The sequence below is a fragment of the Citrobacter sp. MGH 55 genome, assembly GCF_016906145.1.
Classification (GTDB): Bacteria; Pseudomonadota; Gammaproteobacteria; order Enterobacterales; family Enterobacteriaceae; genus Citrobacter_A; species Citrobacter_A amalonaticus.
Genome location: NZ_CP070239.1, coordinates 3,388,958 through 3,389,933 on the forward strand (window position 1 = coordinate 3,388,958; position 976 = coordinate 3,389,933).

The 976-nt window shown below is 50.1% G+C and carries 1 protein-coding gene; it reads left to right on the plus strand.

Features of this window, described 5'->3' with window-relative positions:
- Positions 1 to 835: host specificity factor TipJ family phage tail protein (locus tag JTI98_RS13815; RefSeq protein ID WP_252869587.1), on the plus strand; the 835-nt coding region annotated here is incomplete at its 5' end.
- Between the last annotated feature and the right edge of the window lie 141 nt (positions 836 to 976).

Consider the following 976-nt stretch of genomic DNA (forward strand, 5'->3'; position numbering starts at 1 on the left):
CTACACTTTCGATGATGAAGACGTTTCCCTTGGTTCAAGGATGGAAACCATCTGCGATGCTTCCAGCGTCACTGTCTATGATGACAACGGCGTTTTGTCGTTTACCCGTGACAGTAAGAAAACCTCAGCAGCGACAATCTTCAACCGCTCCAACACAAAGGCAGACCGGTACTCACTGTCATACGACATGACGCTACCTGGTGGATATGACGGCGTAGAAGTGCAGTTCCGTAACCCGGACACGAACAAGCAGGATTTCGTTCGTTACCGCATTGTTGGAAACAGCATTGTGGAAGGGATGCCGACGAAGGCCAAAAAGTTCGAGATGCTATACATCAGGAACAGGTATCAGGCCAATGAACGCGCTCTGCGTGAGTGTAAGCGTCTCATCTATTCCAGGATGACTATGGCTATCACAGCTATGGCAGACGGTGAGTGGGTGAACGTCGGAGATATGGTTCAGGTCCCGGACACTTACGATACCAATCAGCAGGCCGGTTACATTGTCTCTCGATCAGGTAACGACTTCGAAACCAGTGAACGTATTAATTTCTCCGGTTCGATGTATGTGCAGATCACCGATTCATCAGGCGCTACAACGGCGCGCTTCCCGGCTTCTCCTCGTTCAGATACACAGTTCGGATTTACCGCAGCAGTTCCTGACATACCACTGAACATTTACGACGGGTTCGACGTTCAGTCGCCATCACGGTATGTGATAGCCACATCCGAGGAACTGGACGCCGGGCAATGGACCATAACCGCCAAGCAGCCAGATGGACAGGGCGGCACAGCAATTACACTCGCCGAGTACAGCGACCTGATTTACTCGTAAAACAATCCCGATAACCACAGCCCGGACACTGCTCCGGGTTTTTTTATGGAAAAAATATGGCTAMCCMACTAATCTGCCAGTACCAAGTGAATCCCCACGCGATCTGAAATTTAACGCAGGAAAGTTTGACGAATTCATTAC